We start from the raw sequence: 20,812 nt of genomic DNA, 5'->3' as shown, positions 1-20,812 counted from the left end.
TAGGCTGCAACGCGCGGCGACGGTGGTGAAACGACTGAAGGTTCCTGCGCCAATAGCTGCAGGCGTGCTGGTAGAGCATGGGCTGACCCGGACGGCCCTCGTGGATCCGGCGGACTTCGAGGCCAAGGTGACCGCCTGGTTGGCGGCCCCGGCCGGCAGCAAGTAAGGGGGCATCGTGGGCAAGATCATCAAGGACGTCTACACCGAGTACTTCTCGGGCAGAGCCGGTCTCAGCCAGAAGCCGACGGCCGTCGAGCTCGTGGCCGGCGCGGCGGGGGGCGGCGACAAGCTGACCCGGTACATCATCAGCGACAAGCGCAGCGCCCTGGACTTACTGAAGAGTGGGCCCCTGCTGCAAGCCATCCTGGAGCGCCTGGACGCGGGCTCCACGGTCATCTACGCCTTGCGCCTGGCGGGCAGCGCCATGGCCACGGCGACCATGACCATTCCTGGTGCGACGGGCACGGCATTCACCATCGATGGGTATTACCCGGGTGCGTGGTGGAACGCCGTGGAGATCTCGATCACAGCCGATGCGGGCAACCGCACGGTGGAGATCGTCGATCCTGAGACGGACGCCGTCTACAGCTTCACGGGCACAACCAACGTGGCGCTGGTGGCGGCCATCAACGCCGGGCAGGGCATCGTGAAGGCGACCATCGGCGCTGGCGCCCTGGTGGCGGCCAAGGTTGCGGCCCCGCTGGCGGGCGGCAACGACGGCCTCACACTGGCGAATGGCGATGTCACGGCGGGCATCACGGCCAGCGAGGATTACACGGACGTCAACTGGGTCCACTTCGTGGGCGCCGACAGCCTGACGCTCTGGGCGGCCATCCTCACCAGCTGCAACACCATGGTGACGAGCAATCTGGGCGAGCGCTTCGCCCTCCTGGACGTGCCGCGCATGACGGTGGCCGATCCGCTGCGGCCCACGGCGGGCGAGACGTCGACCTACCTCTCCACCGTCCAGGCCCTGATCGCCACAGTGGCGGACCAGAATGCTGTGATCCCGGTGGGCGAGGCCCGCTACACGGACATGGCCGGGACCGTCTACTGGAACCGCATCACCTCGACGGTCTCGGGCAGGATCGCGGCGCTGAAGGTCCAGGAGAGCCTCTTGGCCAAGTCGGCGCCCAATGTCTCCAAGCTCTGTCCGGAGTGGAACGTCGGCCAGCAGACGCTGCTGGTGACCGAGCACCTGGTCCACATGCGCAATGAGCCCGGCCTGGGGCTGATCTTCGGCTGCAGCGACACGCGCTGTCCGGAGGGCAGTGCCTACAACCGCATCGAGAAGGTGCGGGCGACCTACGCCGCGGGCAAGGCCTGCCGCCTGGCGGCGCTGCCGCACCTGGGCAAGCCCAACGACTCGGCGGGCGAGGGCCTGCTCCTGATGGAGACCGACATGCGTCAGCCCCTGGCCCTGATGACGCAGAAGGGCGAGATCGACAGCTACGAGCTGCAGCTGACGTCCACGGACGAGATGCGGGTCCTGGGCGAGGCCGAGGCCCGCATCAGCATCAACAGCATGAAGGCCTTCGAGATCATCCTGGAGAAGGTCTACCTGGACTAGCCGCCGGCAACGTCCACAACTGTGAAGGAGAAGCGCCATGACGGCCACGCCGGGTTTCGCGGACGGCATCGCGGGCAACAGCGTCAAGATGCTCATCAATGGCATGCCCGTCTTCGGGCTTGTCAATTTCAACTGGAAGATCGCTTCCGACAAGAAGCCCGTCTTCGGCGCGGGCTTCAAGGGCGCCCACGGCGTCGTCAGAAGCAACCACACGACCTACGAGATCGACTTCGAGATCACGGAGCTGCTGATCTCCCTTGTGGAGCTCAGGACCGTCATGGCGCTGGGCAGCCTGGCGGCCGGCGAGCTCTACCTGAACCCCACCGACTGTCGGAACGCCGTCATCGTGCTCTTCTACCCGGGTTTGAACAGCGTGCTGTCCAAGACCTTCACGGGCGTGGAGATCACGAACGCGGACGGCGGCATCTCCGACAGCGAGGACGCGGAGGCGATCAGCGTCAAGTGCTCGGGCTTCGCCACGGGCATGCTCGGCTTCTAGCATCTGTCCGGGGACGGTGGCGCTTCCGGCCATTGGGCACGGCGTCACCCTCCCCTGCTTCACCCAATCCCTCAATCCCCGGAGGACCCTTGGACCCGAACCCCATCACGCCCGAGCTCATCAAAGAGCTCAAGACCAAGTACCCCAAGCAGAGCCTGTTCCAGCTGGAACTGCCGGATGGCCGTGGCTTCATCGTGCGCGGCTCCAGCTGGGACGAGTTCAGCCGCCTGGCCAAGAGCGCGAAAGGCAATGAACAGCGCCTGGCGCTGGACATCGTGCGGACCTTCGTGGTGGCGCCGACCATCGATGCCCAGGAGCTGGAATACAACCAGGGCGGCGCCTGGGAGCCGGGCCTGATCGCTGCCTTGTCCGAGAAGATCCAGGAGGTCCTGGGCTACTCGAAGGAGATCACGGTAAAAAAGCTCTGAGGGCGGCACGCGCGGACCTGGAGGGGGCCTGGTACCTCCAGGCGCGCGCGGTGATCGCCCATCGGTTCCCGGCCTACACGTTCGAGCTCCTGGACGACCTGCCCTTTGAACGCGTGTTCGATCTGGCGGCCGCGGCCGAGTGGCTGGGGGACGAGGAGCGCAAGGCCAATCAGGGATCCCGCCGGTCCCGCGCCCGCAAACGATAGGAGTGCTTAGGCGATGCTGAGCGGCTTCACCAGCGCCATCACGATCAGCGTCTTCGGCACGTCCAATCTGTCGGCCTTCACGGCAGCGTCCAAACGCCTGAACAAATTCGCGGGCAACTTCGAGAAGGCCAGCGAACGCGTGCGGAAGGCCGGCCTGAAGACCATGCTGGTGGGCGCGGGCATCGCGGCCAGCCTGGCCATGCCCATCCTGCAGTTCGGGAAGTTCGCCACGCAGGTGGAGCGCACGGGCGGCATCGCCGAGGCGACGGCCCAGCAGGTGAAGGCCATCGGCGACACGGCCATGTATCTGGGCGCGAAGTCGAGCTTCACGGCCCAGCAGGTGGCCGAGGGGCAGGAGTCCCTGGCCTCCATGGGCCTGACGGCGGACCAGGTGAGCCTCAAGACCGGCATCATGGCGGACACGATCGCCTTCGCCACGGGCCAGCAGGTGGAGATGGCCGACGCCGGCGCCATGCTGGTGGGCACGCTCAACGCCTACCAGAAGCCCATGAGCGACGCGACGCGCGTGGGCGATCTGTTCACGGCCGCCATGAACAAGTCCAACCTCAAATTCGGGGACATGCAGGAGTCGGTGACCAACACGGCCTCGACCATGTCCTCCTTCGGCCAATCCATCGAGACCAACCTGGCCCTGTTGGGCGTCCTGTCCAACAGAAACGAGATCGGCGCCCGCGCCGGCACGCGCCTGGCCATGACCATGACCAAGGTCTACACGCAGGGCGACAAGGTGAACAAGGTCCTGGGCGTGAACCCTTACGACAAGGTCACGGGCAAGACGCGGGACTTCATCGAGGTCTTTGGCGAGCTGAAGGACAAACTGGGCACGATGACGGAAGAGAAGAAAAACGTGGCGATCACCGATCTCTTCGGCGCCGAAGGGGTCAAGGTCTTCAACATCCTCTTGTCCAGTTCGCGCGAAGAGCTGATGGGCATGCGAAGCGACATCGCGGGCGCGGAGGGGTCGATGGCGGCCTTCGAGAAGCGCATCCTCGACACGCCCGTCGGGCACTGGAATCTCATGAAGAGCGCCGTGGACGGCGTCAGCATGACCATCGGCGGGCACTTGATGCCGCTGGTGATGCGGATGGTGGACGGCATCAAGGGCATTGCGGACGCCATGTTCGAGTGGATGCGCGCCCATCCGCTGCTGACCAAGTTCGTCACCGGCTTTGCACTGGTGGCGGCCGTGGGGCTCATCCTGGGCGGAGCCCTGCTCCTGGTGGGGGGGGGCCTCATGCATATCGGCGCCCTGGCCCTGCAGCTCCCGGCCAAGCTGGGGCAGATCGCCTTCTCGATGGGCGTGACGAATTCGGCGGCCGTCCCGCTGACGGCCAGCCTGAAAGCGCTGGGCCTGGGGGCGCTGAAGATGATTGCCCCATTCGCCCTGGTGGGCCTGGCCCTCTACGCCATCGTGAAGGCCTGGGACACGAATTTCATGGGATTCCGCACTACGGTGGAGGCTGTGTGGACGGCCATCAAGCCCACGGTGATGGGGATCTGGGATATGATGAAGGCCTTTGGCGACGGTGTGGCCACGGTCTTCGACAAGACCATTGGCGCCGCATGGCGCTGGGCAGATGGCTGGCGTCGGGTCTTCATGAGTGGCACCGCCCCAATCCTTCGCTTGGCGGGCGTGGTCGCCTACTGCATGGGGTTCATGGTGGGCACGATCATCAGGGCCTGGGGCTGGATCAAGGATCACCCCATCATCACTGGGCAGGTGTTTGCGGCGCTGGCGGCGCTCTCATGGCCTTTCATCTGGAGTGCGGTGACGGCCGTGTGGGTCTTCGCCACGCAGACCGTGATCGCCGGGGGCGTGGCGGCCTGGGGCTTCCTCGTGGCGCGCGTGGCGGCCATCCGGGCGGGCATCGCCTATGCGTGGACGGCGGGCATGGCCCTGCTCATGGCGGCCGCTACCGGCATCTGGACTGTGGCGCAGTGGGCGCTCAACGTCGCCCTGACGGCAAACCCCATTGGCTTGGTCATCGCCGGGATCGCGGCATTCGGAGCGATCATTGGGATCATCGCCAACAAGGTGGGCGGATTCAGGAACCTGCTGAACATCGTGTGGAGCGGGTTTCTGTGGGGCATCAAGACAGTGGCTAAACTCATCTTCTGGCCCATTACGCTGATCAAGGTCTTGTACGAGAAGTTCCAGCCCGTCCGCGACTTCCTGGACGGAATGTGGGATGGATTCAAGTCCGGGATTAATGGCGTCATTGGCCTGATCAACGCCTTCATCAAGGGCATCAACTTGATCCCGGGCGTCGAGATCCCCCTAATCCCCAAACTCAAGACCGGGACCAGTCTCGGCGCGGATGCCTCTGGGCTGGCGGCGGCCGTGGGCAAGCACATCCCCAAGACGCTGGTCAAGCCAAACGAGAAGCCAGTTATGGTGGCCCAGAAGCCGCCCGCCTTCGCCGCGACGAGTGGCAGCCTGGGGGAATGGAGCGGCTTCGCGGGCGGCATGGAGATAGGGATCATCCCCGCGGCCGCGGTGAAGCCCAAACGCGTAGCCGCAATGCCGGGCAGCCTGGCGGGCATGGATATGCTCATGGCGGCAGCCCAGCCGGCGGATCTGAAGCCTGCCCGCGCCGGCGTGGGTGCCCGGCCTGGAGCATCCATCTCAAATCGAACCTCTACGACCCACGTGGACCGGCGGATTTCCGTGGCCAAGATCGAGGTGACCAGCGGCCCGAACGTGCCGGCCACGGACATGAAGAAGCAGTTGGAGGAAGCCTTCCGGGCGATTGCGGGCCAGGAGGATGGGTTGGAGGGCGTGCGCTATGCCAACTGACCCGAACACCGTGGGACCGCCCACGGCCGAGCAGCAGCTGCTGGACGAGGCGACGGCGGCGGGCTCCCAGCTGCGCAACCTTGCCGAGATTCCCTTCATGCTGGGCGGCCTGACCTTCATCGTGCCGCCCAAGGCCATGACCGTCAAGCAGGCCATCAAGGTCGACGAGATTTCCATCCCCAAGAAGAGCGGCAAGATCCGGCAGGTCACGGGCTACGAGGCCGCCGAGATCACGGTGGAGCTGGAGGTCTGCGATGAGGAAGGCCTCGACGGCGTCCTGGTCCAGCCGGCCATCGAGCGCTTGCGCGTTCTGCAGCGCCTCTTCCGCGATGGGCGCGCCAGCCTGCCCAAGGCCGTCGAGATCGTCTCTCCTCTGACCGACCTGATGGGCATCCGCCAGGTCTACATCCAGGAGCTCACGGCCGACGAGGACGGGACCTTCGACTGGATCCCCGTCCACCTGGTGCTGACCGAATACGAATCCATCAAGACCCAGCTGGAGCATGCCGCCGCGGCAAGCGCGGCTTCCAATGACGCCGCGGCCGAAGGCGCGGAGGCCATCGAGGGCAATGAGGAGCTGAACCGCGAGCTCGGCTATGTCCAGGATCAGTTCAACGCCGGGATGGCGGACGGGGCGGGGACGGAGACGCCTGGCGAGGACCTGGACGATGTGGGCGACGACGAGTGAGGGACGGCATGACGCCATTGTTTGAAATCGACTGGAAGCGCCAGCGCATCGATGTTGCGGTGGCGTCCTTCCAACTCTTCAGCCAGGCGTCGAATGCGGCGGACTCCGGGCATCTCATCCTGCACGACCCGGACGGCGACCTGGCGCTGGCCAAGGGCGACGCCATCAGTATCCGCTGGGGCTACCCGGATGACGCAGCCCTGACGCGCATCTTCCACGGCGCCGTGCGGGAGATCCAGGCCAGCGGCCTGCAGACGATCGTCCACCTGATCGACTGGCAGACCATCCTGCAGGCGCGGGGCCGGGCCATCACGCGGACCTGGGAGCACTCGACGCCGGCGGAGATCGCGGGGGACCTCATCGCCGGCACGGGCCTCACCCTGGCGGCCCAAGCGCCGGCCATCACCATTGACCGCTTCCCCATCCACGGCTTGACGCCCAAGGAAGCCCTGCTGCAGCTGGTGCAGTGGGTGAAGCGCGAAACGGGCGACGAGCTGCGCTTCCATGTCCGGGACGGTGCGCTGGTGCTGGCCAAGGCCGACCACGGCCAGGCAGCCGTCCATGCCATCGAGACCGGCGTCAACCTGATCGACCGGCGTCCAGGCAAGCTGGGCATGAGCGAGGTGGAGACCCTGGTGGCGCCCGTCCTGCACAGCCAGGTGGTGACGCTTGACGGCGCGCGCTGCTTCGTGGAAGAGGCCGAGTACCGCTGGCAGTCCGGCGGGCGTCTCGTGCTGCAGGTGGTGCCATGCGCGCAGAGCTGAAGACCATCGTCGAGCAGGCCAGGCCGGACCTGTCCGCCTACATGCGCTTTCCCGTGCGCGGTGTGGTGACCGAGGTGGACGCCGCGGCCTACACGGTCAGCGTGCAGCCGGATGATCCCGCCCTGGCCATCCTGCCCCGCTGCGAGATCCTGGCCGTCTGGGCGACGAGCGCGGCGCGCCTGGTGGCGCTGCCCACGGCCGGCGATCAGGTCATGGTGTCCTTCGAAGGCGGCCAGCCGGACAAGCCCTTCGTCTCGGGCTTTCTCACAGCATCTGGGCCAGCAGGCAAGCACCTGGTGCTGGAGCAGGGCCAGGCGCGCGTGGTGATCAGCGCGGATGGACTGGTGGAGATCGAATCGGCTGTGAAGGTCCATGTGAAAGCCCCAGCGGTGGAGCTGGGCTCGGCCGCGGCCGAGCAGCTGATCAAGGGGAACACGTTCCAGTCGCTCTTCAACACCCACCAGCACATCGGCAACAAGGGTGCACCGACCTCCACACCCATTTCGCCTTTGACCGGTGCGGAACTTTCAAACACCTCTCGGACGGAGTAGTGTAGAAGCATGGCACTGAATCCTCAAGCATTGGCCGAGCTCATCCTCTTGCGGACGGACCAGCGTCTGTCCGCGATCAATGCAGCCAGCCCTGGCACAGCCGACCAGGTCAAGGTGGCCAGCGCCCTGGCACTAGCAGAGGCCATCGTCGAGCATATCCAGGCGGCGGCCATGGTGATGCCCGGCATCCCGGTGGCGACCGCCGGCAGCCAAAGTGCGCAGACGGGGGCCACGACGGGCCCGGGGATGATCCAATGAGCACGTTCCTGGCCCGCGACATCGCCTTTGCGGCTGACGGAGACCTGCTGGTTGGACCGACCGGCGACTTGCAGATCGCCCACGATGAGGACGTCCTGCGCCAGGACATTCTCGACCGTCTGTCCTGCCTGCCGGGCGAGCTGCCCGCCCACCCCGCGTGGGGCTGCCGGATCCGGAGCCTGCTGGGTGCGCCGGACACGCCCCGGACGCGCATGCTGGCCTTGCGCTACCTGCGCGAGGCGCTGGAGGACGAGCCGCGCGTCGAGGACGCCAGTATCCTCGTGCAGCAGGTGGGCTTCACCTCCGAAGAGAAGGTGTTCCGGGTCCGCTTCAGCCTCGCAGGCAGTGACCGGCTGCAGGAGCTGGTCTGGGGCCTGGGCCTGAACGGGCCCTTCACGATCAGCCAGGGGGAGGTCCAGGCATGAAGTCTTTTGACGAGGTCCTGGCCGACCTGCTGGCCTCTGTCCTGACCAAGACACCCTTCACCAACGTCAACGTGGGCGCGGCCCTGCGTGGCCTGCTGGAGTCCATCGCCAGTGGTGTGGCGGGCTTGTATCAGCTGGTGCGCACCGTCAGCGGCGCCCTCTTCATCCAGACCGCCACGGGCACGTGGCTGGACTTGAAGGCCCGCGAGGTGGGCGTGCGCCGGCTGGTGGCCAAGCAAGCGCAGATCCGCCTGACCTTCGGGCGGGCGACGCCGGCCACGCAGGACACGCTGATTCCCGCCGGCACCATCGTGCGAAGCAAGAAGGACTCCACAGGCAGCAGCACGCGCTTCCTGACGGACAATGACGTCACGCTGCAGACGGGCCAGTCCGCCACGTATGTGACCGCCACGGCCGAGACTGCGGGCGTCGCCGGCAACGTCGGCCCAGCGACGGTCACACTCATCGTCACGCCCATTTCAGGCATCGAGACCGTCACCAACGTGGACCGTGAGGGCATTCCCTATCTGGCCCAAGAGGGCGCGGACGCCGAGAGCGACCGCGCCTTCCGCGAGCGGGCGATTGGCAAGTGGGACACGCTGGGCGTGGGCGGCACGCGCGGGGCCTATCACGCCTGGGCCCTCTCCGTAGCTGGCGTGCAGGCGGCCATGGTGCTGGACGACGCGCCCTACGGGCCCGGCACGGTGGGCGTGGTGGTGCTGGGCACGAATGGCGCGCCCACGCCCGCGCTGCTGGCCGCCGTCAAGGACTTCATCCGGCCGCGCCAGCCCCTGACCGCCCATCTGGTGGTATCCGGCGCCATCATCACGCCGGTTGCCCTTTCGCTGACCGTCTGGCGCTACGCCACGGCCGACCAGGCCACGGTGGACGCGGACGTGCGCCTGGCCCTGCAAGACTACTCGGATGGCTTGCAGCTGGGCGAAGGGCTGATTCGCGCGCGCCTGGTGGCGGCGGTCATGGGCGTGGACGGCGTCTACAACGTGACCGTGGATTCGCCCACGGCGGACGTGCCGGCCACGCCGGCCGAGTACCTGGACGTGGATGCCGCAGTGGCCACGCTGGTGCATCGCGTGAAGGGCCGGGGCTACCAGGACCGGGACCAGGTCCCCGCCGGTGAGCCCGTCACGATCATCGATCCGATCGACAAGAGCGAGTGGGACCTGTAATGGAAAGCCGCCTCGGCTCCTATCTGCTGGCCTTGCTGCCCAACGTGCGCCGGCGCGTGGACAACAGCGTCCTCTCGCGCCTGCTGGACGCGGTTGGCCTGTCCCTGGACGCGGCCAAGGACGCCATCTACGAGCTGCGCCGGCGCGGCTTCCTGTGGACCCTGGGGAATGGGACGCATCCCTACTACGCAGATCCGCAGCGCACCACGGATCTGGAACGGCATGCCCTGGATCGTGGAACGAGACGGCTCTTGGGTGAAACGAATGCCCAGTTGGAGGCACGCCTGGCCATCATGCCCAGCACGCGGCAAGTCGCCGGGAGCGCCATGGGGATGAAGTACCTGGTCGAGGACGTGCTGGGCCACACCCTGTCTGCATTGACCGTCTACGCCGACGACCCCGAGACGCGCATCGTGCGGACAGCGGCGGACCAGGCGGCGCAGGTGGAGGCCGAGCGCAGCCATCTATTCAACGCAGCGGACCAGGCGGCCGCGGTGGGCCTGCGGCAGAACCGGCTTTTCAGCGAATTCGACCTGGACATCCGCTTCACCTTCTGGCTGTCCATCCTGCCGGCCAGCCCCCTGGACGCCGAGGAGCGGACCCGCGTGACCGAGCTGGTGATGGCTGAGAAACCTGCGCACACGGCGTGCGTGCTGACCTTCGTGGAGGCGTGACCCGTGGATAAGTACCTGTTCTTTTCCGGCGACAAGCCCACCCTGGAGGACGAGACCTTCAGCCGGGACGCCCTGATCCAGGCCATCCTGGACCGAGCGAACGACCTGTTCACGGACGGCATCGTCCAGGGCTTTGCGGTCAGCCAGGACGGCAGCGATCTGGTGCTGGCGCCGGGCGTGGCTTACTTAGGCGGTGAGCGCATCGTCAGCTCGGCGGAGGTGCGCCAGGCATGGCCGGCGGGGCAGCAGTACGTCTTTGTCGGCTACACCCTGACGGAAGGCGCGCCCAAGACCCACTACGTGACGGGGCTGACCCATCAAACTCGCCAGGCCCACGGCTTTGCCCTTCGCCTCGCCTCAAGTGCCACGCCGGGTGCGCGGGACCTGCTCGTGGCGCGTGTCCAAGCAAACGGCACCGTGGAGGACTTGCGCTCCTTCGCCCAGGTCGTCAGCGACCCACGCATGCACCCACCGGGCACGGACACGCACACCACGGCCCAGGCTTTTCGGGTGGGCTACCAGGACGCAATGAATCCCGGCAGCGCGGTCTTGACCGTCCTGAACGCCCTGGAGCAGCATCCGGAGCTGGCCCTGCTCTTTCGCAGCGGCATCATCAACCTGCAGGACGGGCATGGCGACCGCGTCATCGAGACGCGCAAGGTCCCGTCCAAGCCCGGCACGCCCGTGCTCGTGGAAGCGAACCTGGCCCTGCAGATCCACGCCGACTCGCCGGACCACATGGCGGCCCTGACGAGCGCCCTGGACGTGTACACGGCCGCGCGCGTCAGCGTCGAGGCCCTATCCACGCAGGTGAGCGAGCTGGACGGCTACCGGGCCCTCATCAACGCCAAGCGCCTCTTGGGCTACACGCTGGGGCAGATTCGCGGCACTGAAAACGTGGGCGGCAGCGCCGACCTGGACGTGTGGCACGCCAAGCAGCAGGCCATTGTCACGGGCACGGCGGGCGTGAGCCGCGAGCCGGGGACCCTTGCCATCACCAGCGGATCCGCGAACGTGACGGGCGCCGGCACGGACTTCAGCTCCAGCCTGGAAGGGGAGGCCCTGCTCCTGCACTCGGACGGGCTCCTGCTGGAGGCGGTCGTCTTGAGCGTGAACGTCGGCCTGCAGACCCTGGTGCTGACAGAGGCGGTGGGCGTCTCCGAGGGCGCGGCCTACTTCTACCTGGCCAAGCCGGTCTCGCTTGGCTATGGCGCGGACGTCGCCACGGCCTCCGAGATGCTGGCGGCCGTCGATGCCGTCAAGGCCTCGCGCGCGGCCACGCGAACGGAGGTCCTGCAGACCAAGGCCGTCCATGCGAACACGGTCCTGGAGCTCTTCACCGAGGAGCATGGCGGGGCCGAGGACTCCTATGCCCTGCGCTTGTCCTGGGACAAGCCGGCCCTGGTGGACCAAGAGGAGATCCGCGGCTACCGCGTGCGCGTCTACGAGCTCAAACACACGCGCACGCGCCTGCCCGTGGGCGTGGCCAAGGACGTGCTCGAAAGCATCCACGTCGATCTGATCCACCGGTCCCACGAGTCCGCCACCATCCCGCGCCAGAAGCGTGAGGCCGTTCAGGCCAGCGACCTCACGGCGTCCGGATCCACCACCACGCTGGTGAAGGTGGCCGGCACGGCCGTGTTCCAGCCGGGCACGCGCGTGGAGGTGGGCGGCGTCTCGCGCATCGTCAAGGCGTACAACAGCAGCAGCCGCACGATCGAGCTCCTGACGGCCCTGGTTTCCGCGCCAGGCGCGGGCGTGGCCCTGACCGGCTACCAGCTCTCCTGGGAGGGCGACGTCTGGACCGAGCGGCTGCAGTGGCCCATTCGCGGCGGCCAGCATCTCGTGCTCTTTGCGCAGGCCGTCACCGAGTACGACGTGGGCGGGGACTGGTCGGCTGGGCTGGAAGTGCTGACGGGCGAGCTTCAGAGCGCGGACGGCCAGACCCTGGCCGAGATCCTGGCCCGTCGGCGCAGCCAGGAGCGGACCCGCTTCGAGGTCGAGCGCGACCGCCTGGCCACGGATCTGGAGGAGCAGGTGTTCACCCTGCAGCGCGCCCTGGCCGAGGCGCCCACGCAGGAGCAGTTCTCCACGGTGGTGAAGACCATCGAAGAGCTGCAGGCGGGTGTCTGATGGCCGTGATGACGCAAAGCGGGCTGCCGGCCGGCGCCGTTTATGTCCTCCAGGACAACCTCTTCGAGGTGGACCGGGGCGGACTGCGGCACGGGCTTCTGGTGCGGACCGGCGTCATCCCCAAGACGGGCGTGCTCAGTCTGACGGGCTTGCGCGATTCGAACTACGCCCTCTTGTTCCGGCCGCTTAAGCTGGTGGCGCAGTCCCGGCTCTCCCTTGACGTGGGGGACCGGGCGGCCTTTCGCCGGCGGCTGGAGCACGTGGTGCCGCCTCCGGTGGTGCTGATGAGCGCCACGGCATCAGGGGTGGTCGTGGACCTGGTGTGGGTGCATCCGGCGGATGGCTTTGCCGGAGAGCGCCTGGTGGCGCAGGCCCGCGCAGAGGCAAGTTCGGTCTGGACGGACGTGGCGGAGACGCGCGATCGACGCGCCCTCTGGCTTACGGTTGCGGATCTCTTGCCCGCGACCCCCTACGCCTTCCGCGTGCGGCAGGAAACGATTGAAGGGCGCTTCAGCGGTTACAGCCGCCCGCGAAGCGCCACGACGGGGGAGGTTGCGGGTGTCGGCGCGACCAACCTGCAGCGCGGTGGGTCTTTTGAGGAAATAGCCTGGTAGGAGGATCAAATGTCGACCCCTGTCACACGGTCTTCGGATTGCTCGGTCTTTGGCGGCTACTCGATGAAGATCACGGCCGAGGGAGGCCCGTGCTCCACGAGCCTGGCCAGCGTCAACTTCATCGACCTGCGCGGCCTGTCGAAGGTCTGCATCTCGACTTACATCCGCATGCACCTGCGGAATGCCGGCACCTTTTACGCCCGGGTGACGCCCTACTACGCCGACGGCATCGCCATGCTCCCCATTGACTGGACCGTCCTGACCCAGTCGGGCGAGACGCAGTTCACGCGCTACTGGCGCAGCTTCGACATGGCTCTGCTGGGCAACGCCGGCGAGCTGCCCCTGGGCACGGTCTTCATCAAGCTGTCCTTTGGCTGGGATGGCGCGACGGCCAGCGGCACGGCCTACGTGGACGCCGTCAAGGCCGAGCAGGGCTCCTACCCCACCCACTGGACGCCCTACGGCCTGAAGGAGCAGGACTCGCTGGACCTGGTCTCCGACGGCACGATCTTCAAGCGCGTCAAGGAAGTAAGCCTGGACGGCACGATCACGCCCGGGTCCATTCAGGACGGGGCCGTGCAGCAGCCCAAGCTGGCTGATGGCGCGGTCGGGACGACGAAGATCGCCGACGGAGCCGTCAACCTGGGCACGAAGGTGACGGGCGAGCTGCCCAACACCAACCTGGCCCGCATCGACCTGGCGTCCCTGATTGGCGACGGCATCCTGCCCGAGACCAAGCTGGACGCGGCCTCCCAGGGCAAGCTGGCGGCGCTGCGATCCGATGGCAAGGTGAAGGGCGACGTCGTCCAGGAGGACGCGGGGGCGCCGGGCGGCATTCGCACGTTGATCAGTGCGGCAAGCGGCCAGGTCACGGCCGAGCTGAGGACCTCGGATGGGGCGGTGCTGGACACGAACGTGCGCAACGCCGCGGCCTTGCACGCCCGGGCCATCGCCGAGCCCTACGAGGACAGCAATGTGCCGGTGGGCAGCATCTATAGCGCCGGCGGCGGCGTCTATACCTACCGTCTGGCCTACCAGGCGGCCGGCGCGGCCGTCAACATCGGCGAGACGGGCGATTCGCTACTCGGCCTGTTCGACCTGCTCAACGCGGCGGGCGGCGACCTGCTGGACACGGGCGGCAACCCGGTCACGGTCACGGCCATGTGCCTCAACCAAAACGGCACATCCATCATCACCCCAGGGGATGCGCAGACCGGGTCGGGCTTGGGCGCGGGCTGGTGGCTGAACGACGGCGGCGCCGTGCCTCTCTCCACGGTCTTCGTCACCCTCTCGGCCCTGCCCGTGGGGACGGTCACCCACTTTGACCTGCTCTACAGCAAGCGCAACACCATCGGTACGCTGGGGCGCAATGCCCTGGTGAAGAAGGCCGTCGTCTCGGGCGAGGCGGATCCGAACATCACGGGCACGATCAAGGATCTGAAGGGCACGGACGACTGGAACACGCCCATCGTGGCAGGCCGCAAGCTCATCGAGCTGACGGACTCGTCTGGCAAGATCGCGCCGTCCAAGGTGGTCCAGGCGTCGATCACGGACGGGGCGGTGTCTTCGTCCAAGATTGCCGCAGCGGCGGTGGGCACGACGCAGATTGCCACGGGCGCCGTGGGCACCACCCAGTTGGGAACGGCCTCGGTCACCGATGCGAAACTGGTGGCCGGCGCGGTGACGGAGACCAAGCTGGACAACGCGGCGGTCACCAACGCCAAGATTGCCAACAGCGCCGTGTCCACGCCCAAGATCGCCGACGCGGCCGTCTCCACGGCCAAGGTCGCCACCAATGCCGTGACCAACACGCTCCTCGCGGCTGACACGGCGTCCCTGGGCAAGATGACGTCCAACGCCCTGCAGCGCCAGGCGGATGGGTCCATTGCCCTGGGCAGCGGCACACCCCTGATCCACTTGGCGGACGGATCCACCGTCGTGACGGCTGGGGGCCTCATCGGCGCCGTCAAGGTGAGCGAGGGTGCCCTGCAGGATGCGGCGGTGACCGGCAACAAGCTGGCCGACGGCGCGGTGACCAGCACCAAGATCGCCGATGGCTCGGTGTACTCGGCCAAGATCGTCGACGGCGCCGTGGGCTCCAGCAAGATCGCCACGGGCGCGGTCACCAGTGGCAAGATCGCCGCCGGGGTCGTGGGCTCCACCGAGCTGGGCGCCAGCGCTGTCACGAACGCCAAGCTGGGGGATGGGGCGGTGACCTCGTCCAAGCTGGGCGCCCTGGCGGTGGGATCGAGCGCCCTGGCCGACGCGTCGGTGGGCACGACCAAGCTGGCGGATGCGGCGGTCACCCAGACCAAGATCGGCAGCGCGGCGGTGGGGCAGTCCCAGCTCATTGATGGCGCGGTGGCGACAGCCAAGATTGCGGCCGGGGCTGTGTCCACCGACAGGCTGGCGGACAGCGCGGTGTCGGGCACGAAGCTCGCCGCCAGCGCGGTCGGCGCCAGCCACGTGGCGGCCAGCGCCATTGGGACCACTCAACTGGCGACAGGAGCGGTGACCGCGGCCAAGCTGGCCACTGGGTCTGTCACGCGCGATAAGGTGGACGCCGGCGTCTTCTCGGAGCTCAGCACGGTCAACCTGGTCGTCAATGGCTCCTTCGAGACGGGGGTCTGGGTCTAATGCCAGTGGGAACCGTCACGCGCACGACTGAGCGCTTCTATCTGGGCACCTACTGCATGCGCATCGAAGCTGTGGGCGCCGACATGTGGAGCGGGGCCTCCAACGCCATCGACGTGGACGGCTTCGTGGGCGGCGTCATGCTGTCGTGTTGGCTCTCTGCCAGCGGCCTGGTGGGTGCCTCCAGCGTGAAGGCCGAGGTGCATTTCCTGGACGCAGCGAAGGTGGATCTGGGTGGGCCCGTGGTCTGGGGGACGCTTGCCCAGGACGAAGCAGGCTTCATCCAGTTCATTCACCAGGTGAAACGCGTGGATATGCCGGTTGGCACGCGCTTCCTGACACTGCGGTTTGGCGTGGTGAATGATATCGAGACTGGAGAGGGCATCGGCTACGTCGACGCCGTGCAGGCGGCCCCAGGGGATGCGCTTCCGGCTTGGACGCCCAGCTCCCTGACCGAGCACAGCACCTTGGACGATGTCCCGAACGGGACCATTTACGGCCGCGTCCTCAACATTGCTCTGTCCGCAGGATACGTTGATCTGTCCAGCGCGGGGATCAAGAACCGGGGCGCCCTGGCCCTGCTGGACATAATTACCAGTGTTCAGCTTGCCAAGAATTGCGTCGTCAGCAATAACATCGCAGCTGGTGCTGTAACCCTCGGAAAGATCAATGCCGGCGCCGTGGACACTGCTGCAATTGCCGACCTGACCATTACGGGCGGCAAGCTGGCGGTGGGGGCTGTTGGCTCCACCCAGCTTGCAGCCTCGGCCGTGGGGGCGACCCAACTGGCCAACAGTGTCAGCAGTCTGACCCGGGTCACGGGCGGCATCCTGACCGCCTCCGGTTCCACGGCCACGCTTCCCACTGGCAAGATCCTCAACGCCTCCGCCGGCAAGGTCAAGCTCAGAACCTTCACGTCCATGCCGACCATGAGCGTCGTGGATGACGGGGAGTGGTTTGCCGTCACGGCGGGGCTTCAGATGGGCATCTATGTCCGAGTGGGCACGACGGCGATGAATGGGTCTGGAGTTACAAGCAACATGAGCTCGTGACAGGAGGGTGGGACACATGGGCGAGAGCGGACTGGCGACCTGGGGCGGCTGGCTGTTCGGTGGCATCACACTCATCGTGACCATCGTCCTGGCCTACATCATCAAGCCGATCAACGACCGGGGCCTGCGCACCGAGCGCCAGTTGACTGCGTTTCGTGAAGACCATGTCAACCGTCTGAGCGAGCTGCGCAAGGAGCAGGAGGGCCGGTTGGAAGTCCTGCGCGACGACCAGCAGCAGCGCCTGGACGATCTGCGCATGAAGCAGGTGGAAACCGAGACAACCCTTCGGATCTACGTCGAGACCCAGACCAAGATTCAACAGAGCCTGGGCCGGATCGAGGGGCATCTCTCCCAGGTCATGGGCTGCCAGGCCTCCCAGGCGGGGTCCCTGTCCCGGCTGGAGAGCGAGGTCGGCGAGATCCGGCGCCTGCACATGAAAGGCGCGTGCGCGTGAACCGGGCCTGGCTGGCGATCTGCCTGGCGCTGGTGGCCCTTCTGGGTTGGCAGGAGCTCCGTGTCCGCCAGGCGGGAAAGGAGGCGTCGGCCGCGCGCCGCGCCGCCATCCAGGAAGCGCGGCCCGTCCAGGTGGACGACTCGACGACGATCGTGCGCGGCCTGGAGGACGTGCTGCTTGTGCGGGATGCCTCCATCCAGCGCCTGAAGCGGGACCTGAAGGCCGCCACGCGGGCGCAACTGGACCTGGCGCTGCGCCTGGACCTGGCGGGCGCGGACTTGGCCGGGATCCGGCTACGGCTGGACCAGGTGCGCAGCGCGCCGGCGGATTCGGGCCTGACGCACTACGAGGTCCCTTTCACCCTGGACGAGGGGGACAGCCTGGACGGCATCCGCCTGGCCGGGCGCGTGGGCCTGAACCAACCCGGGCCGGAGTGGCTGCCCAGCCTGTCCGTTCGGCTGGACCAGCTGCAGGTTCGCGCCGGCCTGGCCATTGACCTGGTGGAGGGCCCGGACGGCTGGCGGGCGATTACCAGGACATCCAGCCCAGCCCTGTCCGCCGGCGTCACCCTGGCCGTCCAGCCGCGCACGCTGACTTGGCGCGATCGCTTTCATCCGCTGGCCGGCTTGGGCGTGCGGGACGGCCATCCGGAGGTGCTGGCGGGCGCCAGGCTCGACCCTTGGGGGGCTGCTGTATCTGCCGGCGCCGGGGCGGTCGGCGTGTTCGTCTTCAAGGCTTTCTAAGGAGGGCACATGGTCCGGCAACCTCGTCACATCACCACCCTCTTTCGGTTTGGCCGCGTGGCCTTTCGCTTCAACGCCAAGGCCGTGCTGGATAAGCACGCCATCACCCACTTCGTGGGCAGCATGGCCCTGTGCGTGGCCTTGACCTATGGGGCTGCCCGACTTGGCATGAACCGGCCCGAGCTGTGGGGCGCGGGAGTGGCCCTGGCCCTCGGCATCCTGTGGGAGATCGGTGACGGTTTCAAGCCCCTCTGGACTGAGAGCCCCTTCGGTGACTGGCGCGACCAGATGCTCCGTGCGGACGGCTTCTCGTGGTCGGACGTGGCGATCGACATCTGGGGCGTGGTCCTGGGCCTCGTCCTGCTGCAGACGTGTTTCGGCTTCTGACAACAACCGTGGAGGATTCCATGTTGGATCAACTGGTACGCGCGGCCTTGGTCAACCTGGTCTACACAGGCATGACCGTCGCCTTGGCCGTCGGGCTCTGGGTGGCCGCCGACCGCTGGCTCTTCCCGGGCATCGACTTCATCCCCGAGATCAAGAAGGGCAACGTGGCCGCGGCCATCCTGGCCGGCGTGCTGCTGCTCTTCTGCGCCCAACTGGTATCAGCGGGCCTGAACTGATGAGATCGGGGCACACGGGCCGCCTGTGGCCCACACGTTGGAGCCTGGTAGCCTTGGTCGCCTGGCTGATGCTGGCCGGGACGGCTGGCGCCTGGACCAATCGCTACGACCCGCACTTTGAGAAGTACAGCAAGCGCTACTTCGGGGCGGACTTTGACTGGCGCTGGTGGAAGGCGCAGGCCATCGCCGAAAGCGCCCTGGACTCGATGGCCAAGAGCTGGTGCGGGGCCCAGGGCGTCATGCAGGTCATGCCGGGGACGTGGAAGGATATCGCGCCCAAGCTGGGGCTGACGAATCCCTGGGAGGTCCGGCAGTCCATCCAGGCCGGCATCTACTACGACGCCCGAATGTGGGCGATCTGGAAAGCGCCCAGGCCCATGGAGGAGCGGATCGCCTTCACCCTGGCTAGCTACAATGCCGGTGCCGGCAACATCATCAAGGCCCAGCGCCTGGTGGTGCTCGGCCAAAGCTCCAACGAATGGCTCCCGGTGGCAGCGAGGCTGCACCTTGTGACGGGCAAGCACGCCGATGAGACGCGCGGCTACGTTGCGCGGATCCAGCGGCTGGTCAAGACGCTGAGTCGTCATCCGCCGTAACGCGCACGATGGCAAAGCAATGAAACAGGCCCGGCGGCGAGATGCTTCCGGGCCTGTTTTCGTTTCCGGGTGCAACCGGGGTGCAACCGGGCTGAAAAGCGGTGGTTGAAATCCCCGCTATCCCTTTGACTGTCAATAGGCCCAGAGGGACTTGAACCCCCGACCATGAGATTATGAGTCTCGTGCTCTAACCAACTGAGCTATGGGCCCTTGGTCCGCCTGGGCGGTCCACGCCAGGAAGGTATGGAATATCCGCATGGACGGGGGGCGGTCGGAAGAAAAGAGAAAGGCGGGCTCCCCAAAAGACCCGCCTTCCTTGCATCAGAATCATATCCAGCCACTATCGGACTCCCCTGATGCGGCCGAAAGAAGCGGTTCGCCCTCCTTGCCCCTGGTGTGCCAAGGCATGGCCCGGGTGTGATCGCGGTCAAGTCCTGGGTCTTCGCATGGGTCTGTTGACAATCCAAGGCGCCATGCCCGCCATTGATGTCGGATTGGCGCGGGCCCGCCCTGCCGCCCGCGGCCGCAGCTTTGCGACACTTGAAAACACATTGAGAGGCAATTGGTTGACCATGCCACGTGACCCGCCGAGGGAATTGCCGCGAAGTTGTCGGTTGCTGAGAAAATGCTTGCATTTGCGGCGGCCATCTGCTACTCTTGCGGCTCATTTTTCAAGCCAAGTCTCACCAACCAGCGAGGTGATGAATGACCTGCAAGTCCTGCGGAAGGGAGATCAAGGATAGCGATGTGAAGTACCGTTCGACGCAGCTTGGTTTGGAAGGCGATTATCACTGGTCATGTTTCATCAAGGTATGCCGCGAAGTCAACCGGATTGGAAGTCAGATCCTGGAAAACAACATCCAGTCGACCGGCAACCTTCACGTCAACACACCAACCGAGATGTTTTAACAAAGGGGGCCACGGCCCCCCTTTTCTTATTCTGATCCATGGACGTATCCTTTCCCCAACCGCTCCATCTGGCCGAGCTGGAGCCTGGTTGCTCATCCCCGGCCATGGCCCGGGCAGAAGTGCGCCGCATCTGCGCGCACTATGAGAACTTCAGCATGGCCTCCATCCTGCTGCCGCCCCGATTGAAGCCTCCCATGCGCAGCATCTACGCCTTCGCCCGCTTTTCCGACGATCTGGCCGACGAGGAGGACGGCCTGGCCGCCCACGTGGCCAGGACCGGACTGAGCCTGGCGGAGCTGAGACGCCAACGTTTGAGACACTGGTCCACTTTGCTGGACGGTCTGCCCGCCACGGCCGGACGCCATCCAATCCTTATGGCGCTGGCCGAGGATGCCGCCCGCCACGCCTTGCCGATTGACGAGTGTCGACAGCTGCTGGACGCTTTTCTGCTGGACCAGGAGCCGCCTGATTTCCCCGACGACGACGCTGTCTTGGCCTACTGCCGGCGCAGCGCGGCTCCCGTCGGGCGCCTCTTGCTGGCGCTCAACGGCCTGAATGAGCAAAGGCCAGACTGGTCGCAGATCGCGGATCTCTCGGACCGGGTTTGCGCCGGGCTGCAGCTGGCCAATTTCTGGCAGGACCTGTCGCGGGATCTTCCCTCCGGCCGACTCTACGTACCACGGCGGCGGCTGGCCGCCCATGGCCTGCCGACAGATCCCCTGGCCTTGCAACAGGCGGGCGTCAAGGCAGCGCCCTTGCTGCAAGACTTGGCGGCCTGGGCCCGCGAGCAGCTGTCCGCCGTGGATCAGCTTGCCCCAAGGCTGCCCTGGCGCTTCTCCCTGGACGTGCGTCTGTACGCCGGCGGCGGGCTCGCCATCGTGGCGCGCACAGAGGCCCTTGGCCCCGCGGTGCTGACCCGCCGGCCCGTGCTGGGGGCGCTGATCAAGTTTCGCGTCGCTCTTGTTGCCCTGCGTCCGTACTGAAGC

At 66.6% G+C, this 20,812-nt stretch carries 23 protein-coding genes and 1 tRNA gene; 23 read left to right on the top strand and 1 reads right to left on the bottom strand.

What is annotated here, in order from left to right:
- The first annotated feature begins 175 nt into the window (after positions 1-175).
- The 21 genes from Q8O14_14535 (at position 176) to Q8O14_14435 (ending at position 18,917) form a co-directional block, all read left to right on the top strand.
- Positions 176-1,570: a DUF2586 family protein gene (locus tag Q8O14_14535; protein ID MDP2361943.1), complete on the top strand. Its 1,395-nt coding sequence runs from the start codon at positions 176-178 to the stop codon at positions 1,568-1,570.
- Positions 1,571-1,607: 37 nt separating this feature from the next.
- Complete coding sequence (locus tag Q8O14_14530; GenBank protein MDP2361942.1) at positions 1,608-2,069, top strand: hypothetical protein; 462 nt, start codon at positions 1,608-1,610, stop codon at positions 2,067-2,069.
- Between the two features lie 89 nt (positions 2,070-2,158).
- Positions 2,159-2,497 (top strand): hypothetical protein, encoded by a 339-nt coding sequence (locus Q8O14_14525; protein ID MDP2361941.1) that lies wholly within the window; start codon positions 2,159-2,161, stop codon positions 2,495-2,497.
- Between the two features lie 50 nt (positions 2,498-2,547).
- Positions 2,548-2,703: a hypothetical protein gene (locus tag Q8O14_14520; protein MDP2361940.1), complete on the top strand. Its 156-nt coding sequence runs from the start codon at positions 2,548-2,550 to the stop codon at positions 2,701-2,703.
- 13 nt (positions 2,704-2,716) lie between these two features.
- The gene (locus Q8O14_14515; protein MDP2361939.1) at positions 2,717-5,521 is read left to right on the top strand and encodes a phage tail tape measure protein; all 2,805 of its coding nucleotides are present in this window, start codon (positions 2,717-2,719) and stop codon (positions 5,519-5,521) included.
- A complete protein-coding gene (locus tag Q8O14_14510) occupies positions 5,511-6,209 on the top strand; it encodes a hypothetical protein (protein ID MDP2361938.1) in 699 nt (232 codons plus the stop codon). The genes Q8O14_14515 and Q8O14_14510 overlap by 11 nt, the downstream gene beginning before the upstream one ends.
- 8 nt (positions 6,210-6,217) lie before the next feature.
- Positions 6,218-6,973, top strand: a complete 756-nt coding sequence (locus Q8O14_14505) for a hypothetical protein (GenBank protein MDP2361937.1) — start codon at positions 6,218-6,220, stop codon at positions 6,971-6,973.
- Entirely contained in the window at positions 6,958-7,524 is a 567-nt protein-coding gene (locus tag Q8O14_14500; protein ID MDP2361936.1) for a phage baseplate assembly protein V, read from the top strand. Before Q8O14_14505 ends, Q8O14_14500 begins: the two co-directional genes overlap by 16 nt.
- Before the next feature lie 9 nt (positions 7,525-7,533).
- The gene (locus tag Q8O14_14495; protein MDP2361935.1) at positions 7,534-7,782 is read left to right on the top strand and encodes a hypothetical protein; all 249 of its coding nucleotides are present in this window, start codon (positions 7,534-7,536) and stop codon (positions 7,780-7,782) included.
- Positions 7,779-8,207, top strand: a complete 429-nt coding sequence (locus Q8O14_14490) for a GPW/gp25 family protein (GenBank protein ID MDP2361934.1) — start codon at positions 7,779-7,781, stop codon at positions 8,205-8,207. Before Q8O14_14495 ends, Q8O14_14490 begins: the two co-directional genes overlap by 4 nt.
- Positions 8,204-9,394, top strand: a complete 1,191-nt coding sequence (locus Q8O14_14485; GenBank protein ID MDP2361933.1) for a baseplate J/gp47 family protein — start codon at positions 8,204-8,206, stop codon at positions 9,392-9,394. Before Q8O14_14490 ends, Q8O14_14485 begins: the two co-directional genes overlap by 4 nt.
- Positions 9,394-10,068 carry a hypothetical protein gene (locus tag Q8O14_14480; GenBank protein MDP2361932.1) on the top strand — a complete coding sequence of 225 codons (675 nt, stop codon included), beginning with the start codon at positions 9,394-9,396 and terminating at the stop codon, positions 10,066-10,068. The genes Q8O14_14485 and Q8O14_14480 overlap by 1 nt, the downstream gene beginning before the upstream one ends.
- Positions 10,069-10,071: 3 nt before the next feature.
- Entirely contained in the window at positions 10,072-12,201 is a 2,130-nt protein-coding gene (locus tag Q8O14_14475) for a hypothetical protein (GenBank protein MDP2361931.1), read from the top strand.
- The gene (locus Q8O14_14470; GenBank protein ID MDP2361930.1) at positions 12,201-12,815 is read left to right on the top strand and encodes a fibronectin type III domain-containing protein; all 615 of its coding nucleotides are present in this window, start codon (positions 12,201-12,203) and stop codon (positions 12,813-12,815) included. Before Q8O14_14475 ends, Q8O14_14470 begins: the two co-directional genes overlap by 1 nt.
- 9 nt (positions 12,816-12,824) lie before the next feature.
- Positions 12,825-15,452 (top strand): hypothetical protein, encoded by a 2,628-nt coding sequence (locus Q8O14_14465; GenBank protein MDP2361929.1) that lies wholly within the window; start codon positions 12,825-12,827, stop codon positions 15,450-15,452.
- Between the two features lie 5 nt (positions 15,453-15,457).
- Entirely contained in the window at positions 15,458-16,501 is a 1,044-nt protein-coding gene (locus Q8O14_14460) for a hypothetical protein (protein MDP2361928.1), read from the top strand.
- A gap of 16 nt (positions 16,502-16,517) precedes the next feature.
- Positions 16,518-16,955 carry a hypothetical protein gene (locus Q8O14_14455; protein ID MDP2361927.1) on the top strand — a complete coding sequence of 146 codons (438 nt, stop codon included), beginning with the start codon at positions 16,518-16,520 and terminating at the stop codon, positions 16,953-16,955.
- Positions 16,946-17,698 (top strand): hypothetical protein, encoded by a 753-nt coding sequence (locus Q8O14_14450; protein ID MDP2361926.1) that lies wholly within the window; start codon positions 16,946-16,948, stop codon positions 17,696-17,698. Before Q8O14_14455 ends, Q8O14_14450 begins: the two co-directional genes overlap by 10 nt.
- Positions 17,699-17,707: 9 nt before the next feature.
- Positions 17,708-18,085, top strand: a complete 378-nt coding sequence (locus Q8O14_14445) for a hypothetical protein (GenBank protein MDP2361925.1) — start codon at positions 17,708-17,710, stop codon at positions 18,083-18,085.
- Between the two features lie 20 nt (positions 18,086-18,105).
- Entirely contained in the window at positions 18,106-18,321 is a 216-nt protein-coding gene (locus Q8O14_14440) for a DUF350 domain-containing protein (protein ID MDP2361924.1), read from the top strand.
- A 53-nt stretch (positions 18,322-18,374) separates the two neighbouring features.
- Entirely contained in the window at positions 18,375-18,917 is a 543-nt protein-coding gene (locus Q8O14_14435; protein ID MDP2361923.1) for a transglycosylase SLT domain-containing protein, read from the top strand.
- Between the two features lie 136 nt (positions 18,918-19,053).
- Here the strand turns inward: Q8O14_14435 and Q8O14_14430 are convergent.
- Positions 19,054-19,127: transfer RNA gene (locus Q8O14_14430), tRNA-Ile, on the bottom strand.
- A gap of 495 nt (positions 19,128-19,622) precedes the next feature.
- Here Q8O14_14430 and Q8O14_14425 point away from each other — a divergent pair.
- Positions 19,623-19,826 (top strand): hypothetical protein, encoded by a 204-nt coding sequence (locus Q8O14_14425; protein ID MDP2361922.1) that lies wholly within the window; start codon positions 19,623-19,625, stop codon positions 19,824-19,826.
- Between the two features lie 38 nt (positions 19,827-19,864).
- Positions 19,865-20,809: a squalene/phytoene synthase family protein gene (locus tag Q8O14_14420; GenBank protein ID MDP2361921.1), complete on the top strand. Its 945-nt coding sequence runs from the start codon at positions 19,865-19,867 to the stop codon at positions 20,807-20,809.
- The last annotated feature ends 3 nt before the right edge of the window (positions 20,810-20,812 follow it).

This window comes from bacterium (assembly GCA_030685015.1).
Taxonomy (GTDB): Bacteria; CAIWAD01; CAIWAD01; order CAIWAD01; family CAIWAD01; genus CAIWAD01.
The sequence above is the reverse complement of the archived record's forward strand: the minus strand, read 5'-3'. Positions and strand labels throughout refer to the sequence as shown.

Excerpts from the sequence above, each read along its gene's own strand:
- Q8O14_14530 (MDP2361942.1), top strand. The coding sequence starts at position 1,608 with ATGACGGCCACGCCGGGTTTCGCGGACGGCATCGCGGGCAACAGCGTC.
- Q8O14_14515 (MDP2361939.1), top strand. The coding sequence starts at position 2,717 with ATGCTGAGCGGCTTCACCAGCGCCATCACGATCAGCGTCTTCGGCACG.
- Q8O14_14510 (MDP2361938.1), top strand. The coding sequence starts at position 5,511 with ATGCCAACTGACCCGAACACCGTGGGACCGCCCACGGCCGAGCAGCAG.
- Q8O14_14505 (MDP2361937.1), top strand. The coding sequence starts at position 6,218 with ATGACGCCATTGTTTGAAATCGACTGGAAGCGCCAGCGCATCGATGTT.
- Q8O14_14500 (MDP2361936.1), top strand. The coding sequence starts at position 6,958 with ATGCGCGCAGAGCTGAAGACCATCGTCGAGCAGGCCAGGCCGGACCTG.
- Q8O14_14495 (MDP2361935.1), top strand. The coding sequence starts at position 7,534 with ATGGCACTGAATCCTCAAGCATTGGCCGAGCTCATCCTCTTGCGGACG.
- Q8O14_14490 (MDP2361934.1), top strand. The coding sequence starts at position 7,779 with ATGAGCACGTTCCTGGCCCGCGACATCGCCTTTGCGGCTGACGGAGAC.
- Q8O14_14485 (MDP2361933.1), top strand. The coding sequence starts at position 8,204 with ATGAAGTCTTTTGACGAGGTCCTGGCCGACCTGCTGGCCTCTGTCCTG.
- Q8O14_14480 (MDP2361932.1), top strand. The coding sequence starts at position 9,394 with ATGGAAAGCCGCCTCGGCTCCTATCTGCTGGCCTTGCTGCCCAACGTG.
- Q8O14_14470 (MDP2361930.1), top strand. The coding sequence starts at position 12,201 with ATGGCCGTGATGACGCAAAGCGGGCTGCCGGCCGGCGCCGTTTATGTC.
- Q8O14_14465 (MDP2361929.1), top strand. The coding sequence starts at position 12,825 with ATGTCGACCCCTGTCACACGGTCTTCGGATTGCTCGGTCTTTGGCGGC.
- Q8O14_14455 (MDP2361927.1), top strand. The coding sequence starts at position 16,518 with ATGGGCGAGAGCGGACTGGCGACCTGGGGCGGCTGGCTGTTCGGTGGC.
- Q8O14_14445 (MDP2361925.1), top strand. The coding sequence starts at position 17,708 with ATGGTCCGGCAACCTCGTCACATCACCACCCTCTTTCGGTTTGGCCGC.
- Q8O14_14440 (MDP2361924.1), top strand. The coding sequence starts at position 18,106 with ATGTTGGATCAACTGGTACGCGCGGCCTTGGTCAACCTGGTCTACACA.
- Q8O14_14425 (MDP2361922.1), top strand. The coding sequence starts at position 19,623 with ATGACCTGCAAGTCCTGCGGAAGGGAGATCAAGGATAGCGATGTGAAG.
- Q8O14_14420 (MDP2361921.1), top strand. The coding sequence starts at position 19,865 with ATGGACGTATCCTTTCCCCAACCGCTCCATCTGGCCGAGCTGGAGCCT.